The organism is Nocardioides sp. (assembly GCF_031397825.1).
Lineage (GTDB): Bacteria > Actinomycetota > Actinomycetes > Propionibacteriales > Nocardioidaceae > Nocardioides.
Genome location: NZ_JANNML010000126.1, coordinates 1 through 15914, shown reverse-complemented (window position 1 = coordinate 15914; position 15914 = coordinate 1). Strand labels below are relative to the sequence as shown.

Below are 15914 nucleotides of genomic sequence, written 5' to 3'. Positions count from 1 at the left end.
TGGGCCAAGAAGTTCGAGGACGCCGGCGTCCCGATCGTCGGCGACGACATCAAGTCGCAGGTCGGCGCCACCATCACGCACCGCGTGATGGCCAAGCTGTTCGAGGACCGCGGCGTCGCGCTGGACCGCACCTACCAGCTCAACGTCGGCGGCAACATGGACTTCAAGAACATGCTCGAGCGCGAGCGCCTGGAGTCCAAGAAGGTCTCCAAGACCCAGGCCGTCACGTCCAACCTCACCGGCTCGCTGTCCGGCCTGGTCAACGACAAGAACGTCCACATCGGCCCGTCCGACTACGTCGCCTGGCTCGACGACCGCAAGTGGGCCTACGTCCGCCTCGAGGGTCGCGCCTTCGGTGACGTCCCGCTCAACCTCGAGTACAAGCTCGAGGTCTGGGACTCGCCCAACTCGGCCGGCATCATCATCGACGCCCTGCGCGCCTGCAAGATCGCCAAGGACCGGGGCATCGGTGGCCCGATCATCTCCGCGTCGTCCTACCTGATGAAGTCGCCGCCGGTGCAGCTGCCCGACGACGAGGGTCGCCGCCGCGTCGAGGCGTTCATCAAGGGCGAGGAGTGACCACTCCGCCCGTCTGAGCCTGCTCGACCTGCTCCATCCACCGACCCGCCCGAGGACTCCTCGGGCGGGTCGGTGGCATGTCGACCGTACGTCGTCCGGGCGTGGTTTCCCCCAGGCGGGGGATCTGCGGCCAGCTGCGTGAAACTCCGGACGTAACCCCGTCCGCCGCCGCATCGTTGGGTCCCCGACCGCCGCGCCACCGCGCGGCCCACGACCCAAGGACCACCATGACTCCCGTGCGCGCTCGTCGCCTCCGGACAGCAGCGGTCACCACCGCCCTGTTGGCCGGGCTCGCGACCCCCGTCGTCCTCTCGCCCACCTCCTCGGGGGCCCCGCCGGCCGACCAGAAGCCCGCACCCGGGGCGACGTTCGGGGCCAAGCTCCTGAGCGTCGTGTTCGACGGCCAGGCCTCCACGATCGACCCCGGCCAGCCGTTCACCGTCTCCGGCACGGTCGGCAAGGTCACCGAGGGCGTGGTGGGCCGTCTCGGCGCCGGCGTCCCGGCGAGCTTCACCCTCGCGGTCACCGATGCCGAGGGCTCGCTGCTGGGCACCCAGGACGTCACCGCCGATGACGACGGCTCGTTCGCGACCACGGTGCCCGGCGAGCTCACCGCGGGCCTCGCGGGGCCTGCGGACCTGAGCCTGGCCCTGCGCGCGATCGACGCGTCGTACGCCGGGTTCGCGGCCGACGAGGCAGGCTCGGCGCCGATCGCGGTGCGCGGCACGACCAAGCGCCTCAAGATCACCAACAGCTTCGTCTCCTCGGTCGGCTGGGTGAAGCCGGGTGCGCGCTACCCGTCGCGGATCCTGGTCACCAACCCCACCTCGAAGGCCATCGCGGGCGCGGTCGTGACGGTGCGTGCACCGAAGGGCACGACGTTCCTCAGCGCCACCGGCGCCGGCACCCGCAGGGTCGGGCCGACGCGGATCACCTGGCGGCTCAAGCCGGTCAGTGCCAAGAAGACCTCGGTCCTGGTGATCGAGAGCCGTGCGGCGACGCTCAAGGCGCTGCCCACGCTGGTCTGGCGCGACCTGTCGAGCACCGCGACGCTCGCCTCGAAGGGAAAGCGCTCCACGGTCCGCAGCCACGGCCCCAAGGTCATCCCGCCCGCGGAGGTCTACGACACCGCGCGCTACGGCGACCGCCCGTTCCCCGTCGTCCCGGTGCAGTACACCGACCGCAGCTACACCGCCGGCCACTCCGGCGGTGACCTCGCCAAGGTGATCAACGCCAAGTCCTTCAGGGGTTCGACCTTCAACCTCTTCCAGGAGATGTCGCTGGGCCAGCTCTACCCCAACGGCACCGTCCCGTCGGCCGGCATCGCGACCGCCGACTTCAACTACGCCCCGGGCTTCGACTTCCAGCAGACCGACCCGGCGACGGCCAACACCTGCACGGGCACCACCTTCGGTGACTCCCCGGTCCCGGCGGAGGGCAGCGCCCTCTACCCCGAGCGGATCACCAACGGCGTCTACAACCTGCCCGGCCAGACCCAGTGGTACGGCGCGGACGCCAACGGCTCCGCCGTGATCGGGGCCCTGGGCGGCGTCGCCGCGCTCCAGCAGATCGACAGCGGCTGCGGCCCGACCGGCAAGCTCGTCGCCGACGCCGTCGCCGTGTCCGACCCCGAGATCGACTACTCCGACTTCGACACCGACAAGGACGGCGTCGTCGACTTCTTCATGGCCGTCTTCGCCGGGTGCGGCGGCAACGGAGCCTCCCAGCTCGGCGCCTGCTCCGACGCCCCCTCCGACGCCGCGCCCTACGACAACATCTGGCCGCACAGCTCCTCGCTGGAGTTCTACCTCACCGACCCGGTCACCGGGCTGCCCGGCTTCACGACCGACGACCAGCTGAAGAACCTCGAGGGCCAGCCGCTCTTCTACACCTCCACGAGCTACTCGAAGATGACCACCAAGAAGACGCCCTACAAGGTCTTCGTCCGCGTCGGTCCCTACAACCTCAACCCCGAGACCGCCCTCGACAAGGCCTCGGTCATCTCGCACGAGTACGGCCACTCGCTCGGACTCCCGGACTTCTACTCCCTCGGCGGCCGCGAGACCTACGGCGACTGGAACCTCATGGCGACCGACAAGTCGCAGAACATGGACGGCTTCTCGCGCCAGGAGCTCGGCTGGGTGGTGCCGGAGGTCCTGACCAAGGGCACCCGCACGATCAAGAACATCCCCGACTCCAAGCAGGACACCGGCGTCATCAGGTGGAAGACCGCGGCGGGCAAGAGCTACACGCTCAAGCGCGGGCGTGACGGCATCGTCCACAACTCGCGGATGTACGTCGCCAAGCTCCCCGGTCGCCAGCTGCTCGACCCGTTGGTCTTCTCGACCGGTGCGACCGCGACCAAGAAGCACGCGTGGTTCAGCGGCTCGGGCAACGACTTCGGCTGCGCCACCGACGGGGGCGGTCGCAACCTCGACTTCTCCCTGCCCGCGCTGTCGAAGGTCCCCGCCGGCACCGACGTCACGGTCTCCTTCAAGTCCTACTGGGACATCGAGTGGGACTACGACTACGGCTACGTGCTGAGCTCGAAGGACGGCGGCAAGGCCTTCACCTCGCACGCCTCGGACAACGGTTACACGACCTCCAACACCGACCCCCTGGCCGGCAACCCCAACCAGAACGGCTGCCAGGCGGCGTACGACAACGGGATCACCGGGACCTCCGGCTCCTACCAGGCCGGTACCGAGGCGCTCGACCGCAAGGCCGGCAACACCCCGGCCCCGATCTTCGTGTCCGACACCTACGACATCTCCGACCTGGCCGGCGCCAAGACCCCGGTGCTGCGCTTCAGCTACTCCACCGACCCGGGCCTGGCCCGTCCGGGCTGGTTCATCGACGACATCGTGGTCAAGGCGGGCTCAAAGGTGATCTACCGCTCCGACTTCGAGAAGAACGGCTCGCCCGACGACCCGTTCGTGTTCAACGGTGGCTGCCAGGCCGACAACCCGGGTGGCGACTGCACGAAGGGCTGGCAGTACGTGAAGGCCGGAGCCGAGGCGGAGTTCGACCACGCCTACTACGTCGAGCTGCGCGACCGCTCCGGCTTCGACCTCGACGGTGAGGGCCAGATCGACCGTGACCCGATCGGCTTCCAGCCGGGCCTGTCGCTGCTCTACACCGACGAGGCGCACGGCTACGGCAACGCCGGCACCGACGACCCGCCGGCGCAGTCGCCGCTGGACGCCAAGCCCGAGCCCGGCAGCACCACGCCGGACCTGGACGACGCGGCCTTCACGGCCGCCGTCGGTCGCGCGGCCTTCTCGGACTTCGGCCGGGGCCACACCGACAACTACAGCGACCCGGCCAACTCCTCGGTCGACCCGCGCTACTCCGGCGTGGCCAACCCGTGGCGCTTCCAGTACGACTGCCTGCGCTTCAAGGTGCTCTCGATGAAGGGCGCCGGCAACGGGCCGACGGTGTCCAACGGCGACCTCACCGGCACCGTGCGCTTCACCGTCGGCAAGGGCTGCGGGACGTTCAACTACGGCTACGGCGTCCCCGCGACCCCGAAGAACACCCGCCCGACGGCCCGCATCACCGCCTCGCGCACGACCGTCCCGGCCGGCACCACGGTGGCCTTCGACGGGTCGCGGAGCAGTGACAAGGAGACGCAGCGCTTGCTCGACTACGTGTGGAGCTGGGACAACGGCGAGCCGGCCAAGGACGCCGTGGGGGTCAAGGCCAGCCACGCGTTCGACAACCCGGGCACCTACCGGGTGCGCCTGCGGGTCACCGACCCCCAGGGACGGTTCCACATCGCGGCCTACACGCTGACGGTGACCTGACCCGGCGTACTCCCCTATGGCCGAAGGCCCTCCCGCATGGTGCGGGAGGGCCTTCGGCGTGCTGGCGTCGACTCATGTAACACGTCGTCTGCTCATCTACGAGACCGTTGCAGCGTTCTGCCAGATGGGTGGACAGCGTGTTACAAGAAGCCGCGGCGAGGATCAGGCAGCCCGGGCGCCCTCGGCGTCCTTCTTGAGGGCGGCGAGCGTCTCGGCCATGCCGGTGCGCAGCTCCTCGGTGAACTTCGGGACCCCGCCGAGGACGTACTTGGTCAGGTTGAGCGAGACGCCCGAGATGCCGTCGGGGGTCTCGCGACGGTGCGTCACCGTGGTGCCGCCGGTGGCGGTGGGGGTGAGCTGGAAGGACCAGATCGTCTTGTTCTCGGCGATCCGGAAGGCGAAGTCCTCGTGCGGCGTGAAGCGCACGACCTTGCCCTTGGTCGGCCAGAAGAGCAGGCCCTTGCGGTTGAGGTTGGAGAACTTCACGCCCTGGGCGACCGCACCCCCCTTGACGGTGGTGCGCACGACCTGCGGGCTGCGCGCGGACATCGCGGTCAGGTCGGTGACGAGCGCCCAGACCTGGGCGGGAGGTGCGTCGATCTCGATGGTCGCCTCGAGCTGGGCGTGCTGGGTGTCTGCCATGCCGCGCAACCTACCCTCGGTATGTCGGCCGCGTCTGTGTGATCGTCGCCACGTGGCTGGCGGTCGCCCCGGTCGGGTCGTGTGGCGGCGGCAGCGCGCTGCCGCTGCATCGGGCACACGACTGCGCAGGTCGGACCGGCCTGGCGGTCGCCTCCGACGGGTCGTGTGTCCCAGGCAGCGCCTGGGGTCGTTCTGCGGCACACGACTCTCGCGAGCGCCCGCCACTCGTGCCACCAGCCGTCAGCGAGGCCCGTGCGTGTTGAGCCAGAGCACCGGGCCGGGGAGGGCGCAGCCGAGGGAGCGGACGGCAGCGAGGGCCTTGCCGGTGTAGACCGGCTCGAGCTCGAGACCGGCCGTGGCAGCGCGGGTGACCTCGGCGACGGAGGCCGGGGTCGGGTCGCCGTACGTCGTGCCGAGCCAGTCGGGCCTCAGGTCGAAGTCGTCGGGAGACAGGGCGGGCACCTGCGACATCCCGCGCTCGCGCAGCAGCGTCGAGGTCTGCCGGGCCAGCCGGGCCATCGCGACCGCGTCGAGGGGGAGCATGTCGTTGACGACCGCGCCGAGCACGCGGGTGCGCAGGCCCGCCACCCGGAAGCCGAGGGTCAGGCCCGTGACCGTGCCACCCGACCCGACGGGCACCACCATCGTGGCCGGCTCGGGCAGGTCGCCCGAAGCCACCTGCGCGGCGATCTCGAGCGCCACGTCGACGTAGCCGAGGGTGCCGAAGGCGTTGGAGCCGCCGGCCGGGAGGTACCACGGCCGGTGCTTGGCGAGGATCCACGGCGCCGCCAGCTTGAGCCGCAGCGTCGAGGGGAAGCGGTAGATCCGGGCACCCGAGGCCTGCAGGCGGGCGAGCTGGTCTCGCACGTGGTCGTCGACGGGCTGGTCGACCAGGCCGAGCACGGTGCGCAGGCCGTGCTCACGGCCGTAGAGAGCGCAGGCCAGGCCCCAGTGCGTGCCGATGCCTCCGACGGTGAAGAGCGTCGTGGTCCCGCGCTGCTGGGCCTCGGGGATGATCCACTCCAGCTTGCGGACCTTGTTGCCGCCCCAGGCGCCGTCGCCGAACGCCGCCTCGTCCTTGAGCCACACCTCGGTGTCGAAGCCGAGCTCGAGCGGGCGCACCGGCGTCGGCGCGGAGCCGAGCGCCACGTGACCCAGTCCCGGACAACGCGCGGCCAGCACGCTCACGACGAGGGCACCCGCGCGGCCCACCAGGCCAGCAGGACCGCGCGGGCCTGCTCCTCGCTCTGCGGACCGTCGTCCATCCGCACCTTCAGCAGGTGCTGATAGGCCTGACCGACCTCGCGGCCGGGGCCGATCCCGAGGATCTCCATGATCTGGTTGCCGTCGAGGTCGGGCCGGATCGACTCGAGATCCTCCTGCTCACGCAGCCGCGCGATGCGCTCCTCCAGCCCGTCATAGGTACGACGCAGCCGGTCGGCCTTGCGCTGGTTGCGGGTCGTGCAGTCGGCCCGCGTGAGCACGTGCAGCCGCTCGAGCTGGTCGCCGGCGTCGCGCACGTAACGACGGACGGCGGAGTCGGTCCACTCGCCGTTGCCGTAACCGTGGAAGCGCAGGTGCAGCTCGACCAGCTTGCTGACCGCGTCGGTCTCGTCGTTGGAGAACTTCAGCGCCTTCATCCGCTTGCGGGTGATCTTGGCGCCCACGACGTCGTGGTGGTGGAAGGTGACGGTGCCGTCGTCGACGAACGTGCGCGTGCGCGGCTTGCCCACGTCGTGCATCAGGGCCGCGAAGCGCGAGACGAAGTCGGGCTCGCCGCCCAGACGGGACTCGAGGTCGATGGCCTGCTCGAGCACGGTGAGGGTGTGCTCGTAGACGTCCTTGTGGCGGTGGTGCTCGTCGCGCTCCAGGGCGAGCGCGGGCAGCTCGGGCAGCACCCGCTGCGCCAGTCCGGTCTCCACCAGGAGCGTGAGGCCGAGGCGGGGGTGCGGCGCGCAGACGAGCTTGACCAGCTCGTCTCGCACCCGCTCGGCGGAGATGATCTCGATCCGGTCGGCCATCGCGGTCATCGCCTCCACCACCGCCGGGTCGACGGTGAAGCCGAGCTGGGCGGCGAAGCGCGCGGCGCGCATCATCCGCAGTGGGTCGTCGGAGAAGGAGTCCTCCGGACGACCGGGTGTGCGCAGCACGCGGTGGGCCAGGTCGACCACACCACCGAAGGGATCCTCGATGACCCGGCCCGGGACCGCCACAGCCATCGCGTTGACGGTGAAGTCACGTCGGCCCAGGTCGCCGGCGAGCGAGTCGCCGAAGTCGACGTCGGGCTTGCGGGAGGAGGCGTCGTAGACCTCGGAGCGGTAGGTCGTGACCTCGACGATCCAGTCGCCCTTGCGGCAACCGATGGTGCCGAAGTCGCGGCCCATGTCCCAGGTGGCGTCGCCCCACGCCTTGAGCAGCCGCTCGGTGTCGTCGGGATGCGCGGAGGTCGCGAAGTCCAGGTCGTGGTGCCGACGGCCGAGCATCGCGTCGCGGACGGGTCCGCCGACCAGGGCGAGCTCGTGGCCCGCGTCGTTGAAGAGACGTCCGAGGTCGTCGATGACCGGGGCGATCCGGTCCAGCTCCGTCTCGACGGCGCGCTGGACCTCGACGATGCTCAGGGTCTGGAACGGGGCGTCGGGCACGGCCGACGAGTCTAGGGCGTCGGGGCCGATAGGCTCGCGTCGTGGTCCGGTCTCCCCTATTTCGTCGCGCCCTGGGCGCAGCGATCAGGAGCCTGCCGCTGCTGGCCTGCCTCTCCGTGGGCGTGGCACCGGCCTCCGCGGCGCCGGCCGCACCCGCACCCGCACCGATCCGCACCCTCGAGCCACTGTCGATCGAGCTGACCACCGTCTCACCGTCGGTCGTGCCCCGCGAGGGCCCGATCCGGATCACCGGCACGATCACCAACATCGACATCGAGACCTGGTCGACGATCAACCTCTACCCCTTCGTCGGCGACCAGCCGATGACGACCTCCGACGAGCTGGCCGAGGCCGCGAAGGTCCCCGTCGACCAGGAGGTCGGTGGCCGGATCACCGACTCCGGCCCGTTCGACACCGTCGAGGAGCTCGAGCCGGGCGAGTCCTACTTCTTCACCATCACGGTCCCGCGCTCCTCCATCCCCCTCGACCGGCGCGGCGTCTACTGGTTTGGCGTGCACGCGCTGGGCGAGGGCCCGGTCCCGCGCGACGCCGTGGCCGACGGTCGGGCCCGCACCTTCCTGCCCTACGTGCCGGCGAACGTCGAGGGCTCGGTCGAGACCGGGATCGTCATCCCCCTGCGCCGCTACATCGCCCACGAGGCCGACGGGGCGATCGCCAACACCGACGACTGGGCCCGCACCCTCGAGGACGGCGGTCGGATGCGCGGACTGGTCGACCTCGGCGCGGCCGCCGGCGACCAGCCGGTGACGTGGCTGATCGACCCCGCGCTGCTCGACGCCGTACGACGCCTCGCGGCCGGCAACCCGGCCCGCTCGCTGTCCCCCACCCAGCCGGCCGACCCGGACGACCCGGACCTGACGCCCTCGACCAGTCCCTCGGCGACCATCAGCCCGGCCGATCCGGACGAGCAGCCGACCGACGACGCGACCGACGAGCCGAGCGACCTGCTCGACCCCGAGGCCGCGGCCCTCGCCGAGACCGCCAGCACCTGGTTGGCCGACCTCGAGGAGTCCGTCGCCGACGACCAGGTGCTGACGCTCCCCTACGGCGACCTCGACGTCGCCGCCAGCGCCCAGCACGACCCGGCGCTCTACGAGCTCGCCGTGTCCCGCACCAGCGCCCTGCTCGAGGCGTGGGGCGTGAGCACCACGCCGGGGATCGGCTCGCCCAGCGGCTACATGGACGCCGCCGGCATCGACATGGCCACCCCCGACTCCACCATCCTGGTCACCGACCGGATGTTCGGCGACGACCCGCCCGCCGTGGCCGAGTCGGACGGGCACCGGCTGGTCGTCACCTCCACCGGTGCGGCCTCCGGCGGCCCGCTCCCCGGTGAGCGGCTCTCGGCGATCGGGCTGCGCCAGCGCCTGCTCAGCGAGGCGGCCGTCCGGGTCCTGGAGGACGACGACCAGCCGCTGGTCATGATGCTGCCCGTCCAGTGGAACCCCGAGGACGTCAACGTCTTCTTCGACGGTCTCGCCCCCACCTGGCTCGACCTCAGCCCGGTCTCCGATGCCACCGCCCGAGTCGCGGCACCTGTCGACGCCACCGAGCTCACCTACCCCGACCGCCAGGCCGAGCGGGAGCTCGACGAGCGCTCCTTCGCCGCGGTCGAGGGCCTCGTGACCGCCGGCGAGAAGCTGCAGAACCTGCTCACCCGCAACGACCAGGTCGCCTCGGTCGTCACCGAGCAGGCCCTCAGCAGCGCGTCGTACGCCGCCCGCGAGGCGCCGCGCTCCGCCCGTCAGGCCGTGGTCGCCTCCCGCACCTGGATCGACGCCCGCCTGGGCTCCGTCCAGGTCGACGCTCCCCCCGGGGTGACCCTCTCGGGCGCCAGCGGCAACTTCGCGCCCACCCTCACCAATGCGCTCGACGAGCCCGTCACGGTGGTCGTCACTGCCCGCACCGACGCCGGCATCGTCGTCTCTGACTCCGAGGAGATCCAGCTGGCCGCGGACAGCCAGACCACGATCCTGCTCCGGGCCCGGACCCTGCGGCTGGGGGTCCACAGCGTCACCCTCTACGTCACCGACACCGACGGCCGGCGCCTCGGCTCCTCCGACCAGCTGCCGATCCGCTCCGGCCAGGTCAGCACGATCATCTGGGTCGTCCTCGCCTCCGGCGCCGGCATCCTCCTCCTCGCCATCGGGGTGCGGCTGGTGCGGCGCTTCCGGCGCCGTCACGAGCCCCCCGAGGCCGACCCGGGCGAGGCCACGTGAGCGCGCCCGACGAGGCACGGGCGGCCGAGGACCAGCAGCAGGTCCTCGCCTCCAGCGCGGTGATGGCGGCCGGCACCGTGGTGTCCCGGCTGAGCGGTTTCGTGCGCTCGACGCTGCTGGTCGCCGCCCTCGGCGTCTCGCTGCACGCCGACATCTTCACGATCGCCAACACGATCCCCACCATGCTCTACATCCTGCTGGCCGGGGGCGTCTTCAACGCCGTGCTCGTGCCGCAGCTGGTGCGGGCGATGAAGAACGACGCGGATGGCGGCGAGGCCTACACCAACCGGGTGATCACCCTGGCCGCGCTGTTCCTCGGGGTCGTCACGGTGGTCCTGGTCGTCGCCGCTCCGCTGGTGATGGACCTGGTCCTCAGCGACCAGTACTCCACCGCTGACCTCGCCGGGCAACGGCAGTCGGCCATCGACTTCGCCCGCTACTGCTTGCCGCAGGTCTTCTTCTACGGGATGTTCGTGCTGGTCGGGCAGATCCTCAACTCCCGGGGGCGTTTCGGGCCGATGATGTGGGCGCCGATCGCCAACAACGTGCTCTCGGTGGCGGTGCTGGTCGTCTACCTCGTCGTCTACGGCGCCGCCCAGGGTGCCGAGAAGGTCGGTCCGTTCAGCGCCGACCAGGAGCTGCTGCTCGGTCTCGGCTCGACGCTCGGCATCGCCGCTCAGCTGATCATCCTGGTTCCCTACCTGCGCAAGGCCGGCTTCACCTACCGGCCCCGCTTCGACTTCCGCAACGCCGGGCTCGGCCACACCCTGCGCCTGGGCGTGTGGACGGTGCTCTTCGTCATCGCCAACCAGGTCGCCTACGTCGTGGTGGTCAACCTCGCGAGCAGCGGCACCGCCTCGGGCGGCGAGGGCACCGGCATCACGATCTACTCGTCGGCCTTCCTGATCATGATGGTGCCGCACTCGATCATCACGGTCTCCCTGGCCACCGCGATCCTGCCGGGACTCTCCGCCCACGCCGCCGCCCAGGACCTCGCCGGCCTCGCGTCGTCGCTGACCACGACGCTGCGCACCGCGCTCGCCGTGGTCGTCCCGTTCGCGGCGCTGATGCCGGTCATCGCCCTCGACGTCGCCAACGTCGTGTGGGGTCACGGCGCCGGCGCCGACGACTTCCCGCGCTACGTGCCCTCGCTGGCGCTCTTCGGCGGCGGGCTGGTCTTCTTCACCGTCCACTACCTCGTCCTGCGCGGCTTCTACGCCCTGGAGGAGACGCGCACGGTCTTCCTCATCCAGGTCGCGGTCGCCACCACCAACATCGTCGCCGCCGTCGTCCTCGTGGGCCGCACCAGCCTCGAGCAGACCTCCCCCGCGCTGGTCCTCGCCTACACCGCGGCGTACGCCGTCGGCTCGGCCGTCTCCTACACCGTCCTGCGCGCTCGTCTCGGCGGACTCGAGAGCCCGCGCCTCGTGCGCTTCCTCGTGCGGCTGGTCATCGCCGTCGCGATCTCGACGGCCGTGGCCGGCGCGCTGGCGCTGGGCCTGCGCACGCTCGCCGAGGAACCCCCGTGGCCGCTCGCGGCGCTGCGGGCGATGCTGGTGACGGGCGTGGACGTCGTCCTCTTCGTCGTGCTGGCGCGGCTGATGCGCCTGCGTGAGGTGACGTCGGTCATCGACACGGTGACCAGCAGGCTCGGTCGCACCCGGCGATCGTGAACTGCTCCTACGATGGCTCAGACCGAACGACCAGGACAGCACCGCACACGGACGTGAAGGGACGGTAGTGCCGCACTCGATCCGGCCCGGCGACGTGCTCGCCGACCGCTATCGACTCGTGGATCTGCTCACCGAGAGTGGGGGCGGACGGTTCTGGCGAGCCCACGACCGCGTGCTGGAGCGCCACGTCGCGCTGCACGTCATCGCCGCGGACGACCCGCGGGCGCCGGGGCTCCTCGAGGCGGCCCGCCGGTCGGCGATGATCCTCGACCGGCGGATTCTGCGCGTCCTGGACGCCGACACCGACGACGGACTGGTCTTCGTGGTGAACGAGTGGGGCTCGGGCACGTCCCTGGACATCCTCGTGGCCGGTGGTCCGCTGCCGCCGCGCCGGGCCGCGTGGGTCGCGGGCGAGGTCGCCGACTCGGTGGCCCGCGCCCACGAGGCAGGGGTCACCCACGGGCGTCTGGTCCCCGAGAACGTCATGGTCGACCGCAACGGCGAGATCCGGGTGATCGGCTTCTCCGTCGACGCCGCCATGCACGGACTGACCGGCTCCCGCGTCGAGAGCGACATCGCCGACCTGGCCGGGCTGCTCTACTGCGGCCTCACCGGCAAGTGGGCCGGCGTCTCCGCCTCGGCGGTCCCCCGCGCCCCGGCCGAGCACGGCGAGGTCCTGCGTCCCCGCCAGGTCCGCGCGGGTGTGCCCCGCAGCCTCGACGCCCTCTGCGACGCGGTCCTGCACGCCTCGGGCGACGGCGCCGCCCGCGCCTCCGCCCGGCACCGCGAGCTGATCGCTCCGACGACGGCCAGCGAGATCAGCCTCTACCTCGCCGACTACGTCGGTGACCCGGTCGGCATCTCCGAGGCCCTGCTCGCCGGCCTCCCGGCCCACCACGAGGAGCAGTTCCTCGTCCTGCCGGCCGTCCCCGACATCCCCGCCCGCGACAGCGCCGAGATGCCCGCGGTCACGCAGGCGGTGCCGCTCACCGAGTCGGCCGACGACGACGACTCCGAGGGCACCGGCGGCGGCGAGGTCGAGCCCGCAGCCCCCGCCGAGCTGGCCACGCAGGCCGGGCTGCCGATCTTCGGCGACGACAACGACGACGTGTCGTGGCTGGAGTCACGCACGACCCCGCCTCCTCCCCCACCGCCCTTCGAGGAGCCGCCGGAGCGTCCCCTCTTCGCCCCGGAGCCCGCCAGCGGCGAGCCCGTACGACGACCGCGACCCGGCGCCGCCACCACCTCGACCGGGAGCAACTTCTGGCCGTGGGAGTCCGCGACCGGGCCCGGTCGCACCACCGGGCGCGGCCTCACGCCGGTCGTCGACGACGAGCCACCCCCCGGGCGCAGCTGGTTGCGCCTGGCCATGCTCATCGCCGCCTGCCTGCTGCTGCTCGTGGCGATGGTGGTCGCCTACAACCTCGGTCGCGGCAAGACCGTCCTCGGCACCGAGCCGGCCCCGGCCGAACCCACGCCCAGCGCGAGCGCCACGAGCACCCCGAGTGCCGCCGTACCTCTCGGGGGGCTGGTCGCCGAGGACCTCGATCCCCAAGGCACCGACGGTGGCGAGAACAGCGAGGACGCGCCGCTGGTCGTGGACGGCGACCCGGCCACGACGTGGGCGACCTCCAGCTACAACGAGCAGCTCGGTCCGGTCGGGCTGAAGACCGGCGTGGGGTTGACCATCGACCTCAACGGCGAGCGCACGGTGTCGTCGGTGGCCCTCGACCTGGTCGGCTCCCCGACGTCGGTGTCGCTCTACGTCACCGACGCAGCCCCCGACGGCGTACGCGACCTCGAGCCCGCCGTGAGCGGCACCGCCGACGGCGAGAGCCTCGACCTCGAGCTGCCGGACGACACGACCGGGCGTTTCCTGGTCGTGTGGCTGACCGCGCTCCCCCTCCAGGACGACGGCCGCTTCCGCGGGAGCGTGGCCGAGGTGACGGTGCGCGGTGAGTGACGACCTGGACCCGACCGACGCCGCGCTCCTGCGCGCCCACGTCGAGGGTGACAGCGAGGCCTTCGGCGTCCTCTTCCGCCGCCACCGCGACCGGCTGTGGGCGGTGGCGCTGCGCACGATGGGCAACCCGGAGGACGCCGCCGACGGGCTCCAGGACGGCATGGTCGCCGCCTACCGCCGCGCCGCCTCCTTCCGCGGCGAGGCCCAGGTCACCACGTGGCTGCACCGCGTCGTCGTCAACGCTTGCCTCGACCGGATCCGCGCCGCCAAGGTGCGCCGGGCCGACCCGCTGCCCGACGACCTCGAGCAGCACGGCGACCGCGGGGCCCTCACCGCCCACACCGAGGCCACCGCCGACCCGGCCGACCTGGCCGTGCGCGACGAGCGGCGCGACCGGGTCCTCGCGGCCCTCGCGGAGCTGCCGGCCGAGCAGCGTGCTGCGCTCGTGCTGGTCGACATGGAGGGCTATCCGGTCGCCGAGGTGGCCCTGATGCTCGACTGCGCCGAGGGGACGGTGAAGTCGCGGTGCTCGCGCGGACGCGCCCGGCTGGCGGTCGCCCTGGAGCTCCTGGCCCCCGGCCGTGAGCAGGACCACGATCCGCCGCGGAACCCGCCGGTCGCCGCCCCCGTCCGATCAACACGCTCGCCGAGGGCCCCGCCCCAGGCCGACTGACCCGCTTCCCACCCGTCCGTCCACCACCAGGAGAATCCGCCCCGTGTCCGAGGATCGCGAGCTGAGCCCCGAGCAGGAAGAGCGCGTACGCCGCCTGCTGGCCGAGGCGCGCGTCGACGAGCCGATCCCGGGCGACGTGGCCGGACGGCTGGACCGGGTGCTGGGGCGACTGGCCGACGGGGATCTCGACCACGACCCCGCCGAGGTCGTCGCCCTGGCCTCGCGCCGGCGCCGCAAGGTCACGACGTTGCTCGTCGCTGCCGCCGCCGTCGTCGCCGTGGGCGTCGGGGCCAGCCAACTGTCCCCCGGTCCCTCGGACACCGCTGCGGACAGCACGGCCGCGGGCGCCGCTCCCGAGGCCGCCACCCAGGACGAGCTCCTCGACTCCGGTGCCGCGAGCAGTGCCGAGGCCCCCGCCCCCGCCGAGGCGCCGCCGGCCCCGTTCACCGAGGACGGCAGTGCCGCCTACGACCTCAAGCGCGGGCGACCGACCCGGATCCGAGCGGCGTTCTTCGCCGACGACGTGGCCCGCGTGCGCAACCGGGTCGCCTTGTCCAGCCTGGCTGCCGAGGCACCCACCGGACGTGAGGACGGCTCCCTCGACGCGGCAGGATCGGCGATGTGCGAGCCCGCGGACTGGGGCGCGGGCGACCTCTACGTCGTGCAGTACGCCGGCAACCCGGCCGTCCTGGCCTTCCGCCCGGCCGCGGGCGACACCCAGGTCGTCGACCTGCTCCAGTGCGGCACCGCCGACATCCTGCGCTCGGTGACCCTGCCCGGGAGCTGAGCCGCGCCGGACCGAGGCCGACCGGCACCCGACCGGCACCCGACCGGCGACGTCTCGGCGTGAGCGGGGCGGTGGCCGGGAAGAACGCTCGCCTACGATCGGTTGTAGCAGGTGCGACCCGTGAGGGGTCGCCCCGCACACCACGATCAGTCCCGATCAGCGACGAGAGATGGACGGCATGTCTGAGACCCGCAACGTGATCATCATCGGCTCCGGCCCCTCCGGCTACACCGCCGCGGTCTACGCCGCGCGTGCGAGCCTGAACCCCCTCCTCTTCGAGGGGTCGGTGACCGCCGGCGGTGCGTTGATGAACACCACCGAGGTCGAGAACTTCCCCGGCTTCCGCGACGGCATCATGGGCCCGGCCCTGATGGACGAGATGCGCGGCCAGGCCGAGCGTTTCGGCGCCGAGCTGGTGGCCGACGACGTCGTCGAGTTCGACCTCACCGGTGACATCAAGATCGTGAAGACCGCCACCGACACCTACCAGGCCCGTGCCGTGATCCTGGCGATGGGCTCGGGCTACCGCAAGCTCGGGCCGAGTTCGAGAAGCTCGACGGTTGCGTCACGTGCCTCTCGGTCCGCATCCGCCACTGAGGTCGGCCGCGACGCGCTCGCGCACGCGCCGTGCGGTGAGGTCGGGCACTGCGCCCGCGGCGAGGTAGCGCTGCAGCACGTCGATCGGCACGGTGTCGACGTTGCCGACGTCGCGCCGGCATCGATCCGCCCCGCACGCGCACGCCAGGTGCCAGGTGCGCGTGAAGACGTTGCGGGGCACGGTGAGCGAGTAGTCGTAGGTGAGCTCGTCGCCGGCGGCGATCGGCCGCAGGGCGACGAGGTCGCCGTCGCCGCGGATGCCGAGGTTCGGGTCGCACGAATGGTTGGCAGCGACCGACACCTCGTCGAGCA

10 protein-coding genes and 2 pseudogenes are annotated in these 15914 nt (G+C 71.9%); 8 read left to right on the top strand and 4 right to left on the bottom strand.

Annotated features, from left to right (window positions below; translation table 11 throughout):
* Positions 1-579 (top strand): annotated as a pseudogene (locus RMN98_RS11040) (inositol-3-phosphate synthase); the annotation flags it as partial.
* Between the two features lie 236 nt (positions 580-815).
* On the top strand, positions 816-4385 hold the full coding sequence (locus RMN98_RS11035) for a PKD domain-containing protein (protein WP_309648867.1): 3570 nt from the start codon (positions 816-818) through the stop codon (positions 4383-4385).
* A gap of 162 nt (positions 4386-4547) precedes the next feature.
* Here the strand turns inward: RMN98_RS11035 and RMN98_RS11030 are convergent, their stop codons facing one another.
* The 3 genes from RMN98_RS11030 to RMN98_RS11020 form a co-directional block, all read right to left on the bottom strand.
* Positions 4548-5027: an SRPBCC family protein gene (locus tag RMN98_RS11030; protein ID WP_309648866.1), complete on the bottom strand. Its 480-nt coding sequence runs from the start codon at positions 5025-5027 to the stop codon at positions 4548-4550.
* A 240-nt stretch (positions 5028-5267) separates the two neighbouring features.
* Positions 5268-6215 carry a pyridoxal-phosphate dependent enzyme gene (locus RMN98_RS11025; RefSeq protein WP_309648865.1) on the bottom strand — a complete coding sequence of 316 codons (948 nt, stop codon included), beginning with the start codon at positions 6213-6215 and terminating at the stop codon, positions 5268-5270.
* Positions 6212-7669 carry a CCA tRNA nucleotidyltransferase gene (locus tag RMN98_RS11020; RefSeq protein ID WP_309648864.1) on the bottom strand — a complete coding sequence of 486 codons (1458 nt, stop codon included), beginning with the start codon at positions 7667-7669 and terminating at the stop codon, positions 6212-6214. The genes RMN98_RS11025 and RMN98_RS11020 overlap by 4 nt, the downstream gene beginning before the upstream one ends.
* A gap of 41 nt (positions 7670-7710) precedes the next feature.
* On the opposite strand from RMN98_RS11020, the gene RMN98_RS11015 reads away from it, so the two are divergent.
* The 6 genes and pseudogenes from RMN98_RS11015 to RMN98_RS21050 form a co-directional block, all read left to right on the top strand.
* A complete protein-coding gene (locus RMN98_RS11015; RefSeq protein ID WP_309648863.1) occupies positions 7711-9909 on the top strand; it encodes a DUF6049 family protein in 2199 nt (732 codons plus the stop codon).
* A complete protein-coding gene (murJ, locus tag RMN98_RS11010; RefSeq protein WP_309648862.1) occupies positions 9906-11582 on the top strand; it encodes a murein biosynthesis integral membrane protein MurJ in 1677 nt (558 codons plus the stop codon). The genes RMN98_RS11015 and murJ overlap by 4 nt, the downstream gene beginning before the upstream one ends.
* 67 nt (positions 11583-11649) lie before the next feature.
* Positions 11650-13545 (top strand): protein kinase family protein, encoded by a 1896-nt coding sequence (locus tag RMN98_RS11005; RefSeq protein ID WP_309648861.1) that lies wholly within the window; start codon positions 11650-11652, stop codon positions 13543-13545.
* A complete protein-coding gene (sigM, locus tag RMN98_RS11000) occupies positions 13538-14218 on the top strand; it encodes an RNA polymerase sigma factor SigM (protein ID WP_309648860.1) in 681 nt (226 codons plus the stop codon). Before RMN98_RS11005 ends, sigM begins: the two co-directional genes overlap by 8 nt.
* A 43-nt stretch (positions 14219-14261) precedes the next feature.
* Entirely contained in the window at positions 14262-15005 is a 744-nt protein-coding gene (locus tag RMN98_RS10995; RefSeq protein WP_309648859.1) for a hypothetical protein, read from the top strand.
* 178 nt (positions 15006-15183) lie between these two features.
* Positions 15184-15543 (top strand): annotated as a pseudogene (locus tag RMN98_RS21050) (NAD(P)/FAD-dependent oxidoreductase); the annotation flags it as partial.
* 27 nt (positions 15544-15570) lie between these two features.
* On the opposite strand, the gene RMN98_RS21045 reads toward RMN98_RS21050, so the two are convergent.
* Entirely contained in the window at positions 15571-15903 is a 333-nt protein-coding gene (locus RMN98_RS21045; RefSeq protein WP_397209387.1) for an SET domain-containing protein-lysine N-methyltransferase, read from the bottom strand.
* Positions 15904-15914: the final 11 nt, after the last annotated feature.